Here is a 5,349-nt window from a genome sequence, read left to right on the forward strand (position 1 = left end):
CCCCCCCCCCGCCTCCCCCCCCCCCCCCCCCCCCCCCCCCCCCCCCCCCCCCCCGCCCTCCCCTCCCCCCCCCCCCCCCCCCCCCCCCGCGTCCGATCGCGTCACTCGCGAGGTGGGGTGGGGCGGGGCGTCAGCCGATCGCACCGGACAGTGCTGAGGTCTGCTGCGCGGCGGGCTCGCACCGGGTGCGACGCGCGATCGGCACCAGGCAGATCGCCACCGCGCCCAGCACGGCGGTGACGGCGAAGGTGGTGAATCCGAGGCCGGCGTTGCCGCCCTCGATGACGGCGCCGCCGAGCCAGGGGCCGACGACCGCGCCGGTGCGGCCGATGCCGGTGACCCAGCCCAGGCCGGTGGCCCGCTGAGCGGGCGCGTACACGGTGGCCCGGGTCCCGTCGGCCAGCAGCCTGGCCACGGCCGCCAGGTCCACTCCCGCGCGTTCGGCCGCACCAGCGTCGCCGACAGCCACCACGCCCACGACCACCTCGCGATCCCCTTCACCACCCCCACCGGTACGTTCCTCACCGAGCAGCGCTCTCTTGCCGCCCGCGGACGGCTCGACGCCGGCCGGGTCGTTGACCTGACTGCCATCGACGAGCATGGCAACTCCCGTACGGCCGCGCGGCGGAAGGCCGTGAGCATCACCGATACCGGTTTCCCCGACCGCACTTTCGCGGTTTCGGAACAGAGGAGAACTCCGAAGGCAGGCGGCCCACGACGCCCGGTGTCCGTGTCCGGAGTGCTGCTCACGTCGACGTATCACCTGCCAGGGTTGGAGCTGCGCCTGCCGATGCCGGATGTCGGCCGCGCGTGGGCTCCCAGGTCATCGGCGTTGTCTTCTTCGCGCAGCTTCCGCCAGATGCGGGTGCGGTGCAGCATGTAGAGAGCGATGAGCAGGACGATCGCCTGCAACCCTGCGGCGAGCAGCCAGAAGACGACCTTGCTCTCGAGCTCGTTGGTCATGTACGTGAAGTTCATGCCGAAGAAGCCAGTCAGGAACGAGAGCGGCAGGAAGATCGTCGACACGATGGTCAACCGATTGATCACTCCGTTCTGCTCTCCGGACACGAGGGAGGAGTAGCTGCCGAAGACGCGCCTGGTGGCTTCCTGGAGAGACTCGATGCTCGTGAGCACCAGCCTCGCGTGCTGTTGGTATGAGCGAACAAGTCTCTGTCGCTCCTCGGGGAAGCCCGGGGCCATCACTTTGGAGGAGCTGCTCAGCAGCACTGTGCGGTCCTCTGCCCCGGCGCAGCCCGAGATCCACCGCACCGGTTCGCCGCTGAAGCGCAGCTCGCCGTACGGGTCGTCCTCGACGACCCAGAGTCCGCGCCGTGCCGCCACCTCCGCTACGGCTCGCAGGCCTGTGAGTGGCAGCGTCCGGCCGGTCGGGTGCTGGAAGTTGGGCACCGGATACAGCAGCTTGGGCCGTTCCGCCGCGACGAGCGCGTCCAGCGCGTCCAGCGCGTCGGGCATGATGCCGTCCTTATCTGTGGGGACGGGGTGATCCGCGCGGCTGCGAGTCCGAAGCAGTGCGCCTCAAGCGCTTCCGCCATGCTCACGCATCGCGATCCGGGCCAGCTTCGTCAGCATCATGCCGTTACGGACCGCGACGATGTAATCCACGGGGAGTCCGTGCATCCGGGTGCCGGGGCCCCGGAGGGGGTGCCAGTCGAGAACGAAGAGGGTGTTCTCGCCCCAGGGGATCAAGTTCATGGCGATGCGGGCTGCGCCGAAAGGATCTGCCTTGGCTTCCAGTTCGAGGCGGTGTTGCGGTTCGCAGATGCGGACGACGCAAGTGTCGTCGAGGGTCAGGGGGCCAGCACCAACTCGGACTTTCAGGCGGGCGCCTACTTCTGGCCAATGCGGGTCCGCGGCGAGGACCTGCTGGGTTCCTGTCACCCACTCCCCGAAGCGGTGGCCGTCGGACAGCAGGCCCCAGACCTCGGACGGCGAGCTCAGGATCAGACGGCAGTTCCGGGCCACGCTGATCACTTTCTTTCTGGAGGGTGAGGGAGACGGGAGATGCTGCCGGTCATGGCTCCTCCGGGATGAGGCCGTCCGGCACAGCAGGCGCCGGGCAGCCTTGAAGCCCGGCGTGAACCTGGCGATGGATCAGCCGGTGTGTGCGGATCGCCTGGCGGGCCGCTTCATCGCCGCTATTGTGGGGTAACCAGTCGAGCGCGCCGTGGAACTGCGGGAAATCCTCAACGGTTTCCGCTTTCACCACACCATGGATGAACTCCGCCCTTCGCACGGCCCAGCGAATGGCTGCTTCGATGAGTCCGAGCCGTCGGCTCCGACAACGATGGCCCCTGGCTTCTCAGGCTGGTCAGCCGTGGTCATCCTCGGCTCGACGGCTGGGCGAGGCCGCACCGGGTTCCCGGTCCGGCCGCCCACGGGCTTGGCCTCCAGCCTCATGCCGACCGCATCACTTGCACAATCCGACAGGTCCATATGGGGCTGAGCTGAACCGGATTCCGTAACAGCGTGATCGCCTGGGCAGACGGGAAGCACACGTCTGATGCCCCCCGGAAGTATCCCGACGAACTGCGTGAGCGAGTCGTCCGTGACGCGGGGGTTTGTGTGGGCGATGTGGGGGAGCAGGTGGATGCCGCCGGGGTTGTCGGAGACGCTGGCGGCGGTGACCCAGATGGCCAGCAGCAGGCCGTGGGTATCGATGCCGACTCCGCCGCAGGTGATGGCATCGAACGTTGCAATGGCCCGCAAGCCCATACCCGCGTTCCTAGTTAACGATCTTCTGCTCGTTCGCGCCCGGGAGTTATGGGTGGAGCTGGCGGGCACACCGGTCGAGTTCTGTCCGTTGAGAGGGGTGAACGTCGTGGTCGCGCCCGGTTCGCGGATGTGTCTACCGTTGTGGGCCGGGGTCGTGCGGATCGGTGACGCTGCCATCGTTACTGCGCCGAGTGCGCGGGCCGCCGGGATGGTGGACGCCGCAGCGCGGACGATGTCCCACGAAGAGCTCGTCGACGCCTCCCGTCTGCGTGCGGTGCTGCCTGTCCTCGATGTCCTCGGGCCGGCTTCGCTCTTCTGTCTTGACCGGGACGGCTTTCGTCCTGCGCATGAAGGTACCGGGGTCGAGCAGTTGCCGATCGGTGACGGTGGCCTGGCTGCGCTGCTGGCCCTGGCCGTCTCGGTGCTGGGTGACGTGTGCGGGCGGTCGCCGTGGTGGTGGCGGGGACAGCGCCCTTGCCGCCGTCCCCATACCTGAAGCCATCCCGCCCGGCCGCTGACCGGCACCCGCATGCTATCGATCACAAACTACGGCTGCCGTGTCGGCCGGTCGACAGGGTGCCTATATCGGTGACAACAGCGTGCAGCAGGGCGAGCTGGTGGTGGACAGCAGCGGTGGCCCGGCGCTCGTCATCGGTGGCGAGAAGGTCGAGCAGGGCGCCCCGGAGCACGGCCAGGGCCAGGGTGCGGCGTGTGGCGCCGTCCTCGCTGTCTCGCTCGGGCTGTGGCTGGCAGGTGGCCAGGACGTCGAGCCAGTCGTTCACGGTGGCGCGGGCGAAGCCTGCCCAGGCGCCGTCGGGCTCGATGAGAGATCGGGCGTACGCCTCGGCCCACAGCCGTAGCAGCGGGCGATGTTCTTCGGCGGCGAGCCAGGCCCAGATTTGCTCAACCGCAGGGGCCAGGCCGATGGGCTGGTCGGCTTGCGCAAGGTGGTCCAGGACCGCCAGCTCGTCGGTGCGGGCGCGCGCCAGCAGCGCCCTGAACAGGCCGTCCTTGTTCCGGAACAGGAACATCAGAACGCGTGGGCTGGAGCCGATGGCCGACGCCAGCGGGCGCAGGGACAGGTCTGCCAGGCCGTGCGCGAGCGCGTATTGATAGGCGGCCTCCAGCAGCTCGACCTGCCGGGCGGACGGGATTGTCGCTTCCTGGGACATGGAACTAGCCTAGCGTTACTGAAACAGCTGTGTCAGTGGCAATTGAATGCAGTCGAGGGGCCAGGAGAGCGACCCATGCCGCAGCAGGAACACCAGCCGCACGTCATCGTGCGCCGTGCCAACCGTCCCGGTGACCTGGGCTGGGTGGTGATGGCCCACGGCGAGTTCTACGACCGGCAGTTTCGCTGGAACACCGACTTCGAAGCCTTGGTCGCCAAGATCGTCGCCAACTACGCTGCCGACCACGACCCGGCCAAGGAGGCCGCCTGGATCGCCGAGGCCGACGGCGAGCGCGCGGGCTGCGTCTTCCTCGTCGCCGGCGACGAACCAGGGGTGGCCAAACTGCGCATCCTGCTCGTCACTCCGAAGGCCAGGGGCCTCGGCCTCGGCACCCGCCTTGTCGAGGAATGCCTGGTCTTTGCGTGCGAGGCCGGCTACTGGCAGGTGACACTGTGGACGAACGATGTGCTGGTGTCCGCGCGCAAGATCTACCAGGGTCTCGGCTTCACCCTCGCCGACGAGGAACCCCACAACAGCTTCGGGCACGACCTCGTCGGCCAGAACTGGGTCCTCGACCTGCACACCACCTCGGCGGGCAACCAGAAGGGCCCTGCCGATCGGGCATGAGTGCTTCCCGGGCTGAGTCGGTGGTGAATAACGTGAAAGGCGCCAGAATGCGTCCGGGGCAATGATCAACTGAGGAAGTCAAGGGTCTGACACATCCCACGGGTCGTCACCCCAACGAACGACAAAAGATCGAAGCCCTGACGCGCTGGCCACACGAACGTCGGCGGGATCAGCCAACACCCTGACCGGCTGGAACGGATACTCGTGCTCCGCCTGGCATGACGGCAGGGCCAGATCGCTACGCCTGACTCCAAGACGAGGGTGCGCGGGAGGGCCTCCTGGTACACGAACGCGTGACATACCCCCACGAAAGCCACTTAGCGCGCATATCGTCGTTACTTTGTGTGATCCCGGCATCGGGTCGGGAATGCGAGAAGGCTGTTTCATGCGGTTTGTAACAACGACGGGGCGACGCGTCCTGACGGTTTTGGCCCTCGCAGCATCTGCTGTGGCCACAGCATCCACCACAAATGCGTCGGGCGCAGGCCTGCAGAACGAGACCTTTCAGATTCGGACCTTCGCCGACAAGTGCCTCGACGTGAGGGAGCAGAGCCGGGCGGACGACGTCCCGGTCATCCAGTACGGGGTGTGCCGGCACGGCCAACCAGCAGTTCAGGATCAGGGACGTCGGCAACGGTGATTTCGAGATTCGGACCTTCGCCGACAAGTGCCTCGACGTGAGGGAGCAGAGCCGGGCGGACGACGTCCCGGTCATCCAGTACGGGTGTGCCGGCACGGCCAACCAGCAGTTCAGGATCAGGGACGTCGGCAACGGTGATTTCGAGATTCGGACCTTCGCCGACAAGTGCCTCGACGT

7 protein-coding genes and 1 pseudogene are annotated in these 5,349 nt (G+C 67.6%); 3 read left to right on the plus strand and 5 right to left on the minus strand.

Features of this window, described 5'->3' with window-relative positions; translation table 11 throughout:
• Positions 1-130 precede the first annotated feature (130 nt).
• The 4 genes and pseudogenes from ACZ7IB_RS46085 to ACZ7IB_RS46100 all read right to left on the minus strand — a co-directional run bounded on the left by ACZ7IB_RS46085 (position 131) and on the right by ACZ7IB_RS46100 (position 2,224).
• Positions 131-601: a hypothetical protein gene (locus tag ACZ7IB_RS46085; RefSeq protein WP_470921137.1), complete on the minus strand. Its 471-nt coding sequence runs from the start codon at positions 599-601 to the stop codon at positions 131-133.
• Positions 602-759: 158 nt separating this feature from the next.
• A pseudogene (locus ACZ7IB_RS46090) lies at positions 760-1,526 on the minus strand (aminotransferase class I/II-fold pyridoxal phosphate-dependent enzyme); the annotation flags it as partial.
• Between the two features lie 10 nt (positions 1,527-1,536).
• Positions 1,537-1,983 (minus strand): SRPBCC family protein, encoded by a 447-nt coding sequence (locus ACZ7IB_RS46095; protein WP_470921139.1) that lies wholly within the window; start codon positions 1,981-1,983, stop codon positions 1,537-1,539.
• 49 nt (positions 1,984-2,032) lie between these two features.
• Positions 2,033-2,224 carry a hypothetical protein gene (locus tag ACZ7IB_RS46100; RefSeq protein WP_470921141.1) on the minus strand — a complete coding sequence of 64 codons (192 nt, stop codon included), beginning with the start codon at positions 2,222-2,224 and terminating at the stop codon, positions 2,033-2,035.
• A gap of 417 nt (positions 2,225-2,641) precedes the next feature.
• Here ACZ7IB_RS46100 and ACZ7IB_RS46105 point away from each other — a divergent pair, with 417 nt between their 5' ends.
• The gene (locus ACZ7IB_RS46105; protein ID WP_470921142.1) at positions 2,642-3,229 is read left to right on the plus strand and encodes a hypothetical protein; all 588 of its coding nucleotides are present in this window, start codon (positions 2,642-2,644) and stop codon (positions 3,227-3,229) included.
• 43 nt (positions 3,230-3,272) lie between these two features.
• Here ACZ7IB_RS46105 and ACZ7IB_RS46110 read toward each other — a convergent pair whose 3' ends face one another.
• On the minus strand, positions 3,273-3,905 hold the full coding sequence (locus ACZ7IB_RS46110; RefSeq protein WP_470921144.1) for a TetR/AcrR family transcriptional regulator: 633 nt from the start codon (positions 3,903-3,905) through the stop codon (positions 3,273-3,275).
• Between the two features lie 75 nt (positions 3,906-3,980).
• Between ACZ7IB_RS46110 and ACZ7IB_RS46115 the strand changes: the two genes are divergently transcribed.
• Positions 3,981-4,532 (plus strand): GNAT family N-acetyltransferase, encoded by a 552-nt coding sequence (locus tag ACZ7IB_RS46115; protein ID WP_470921146.1) that lies wholly within the window; start codon positions 3,981-3,983, stop codon positions 4,530-4,532.
• Positions 4,533-5,149: 617 nt separating this feature from the next.
• The coding region (locus tag ACZ7IB_RS46120) for an RICIN domain-containing protein (RefSeq protein ID WP_470921148.1) at positions 5,150-5,349 on the plus strand (200 nt) is incomplete at its 3' end.

This window comes from Streptomyces sp. NPDC037301 (assembly GCF_055602785.1).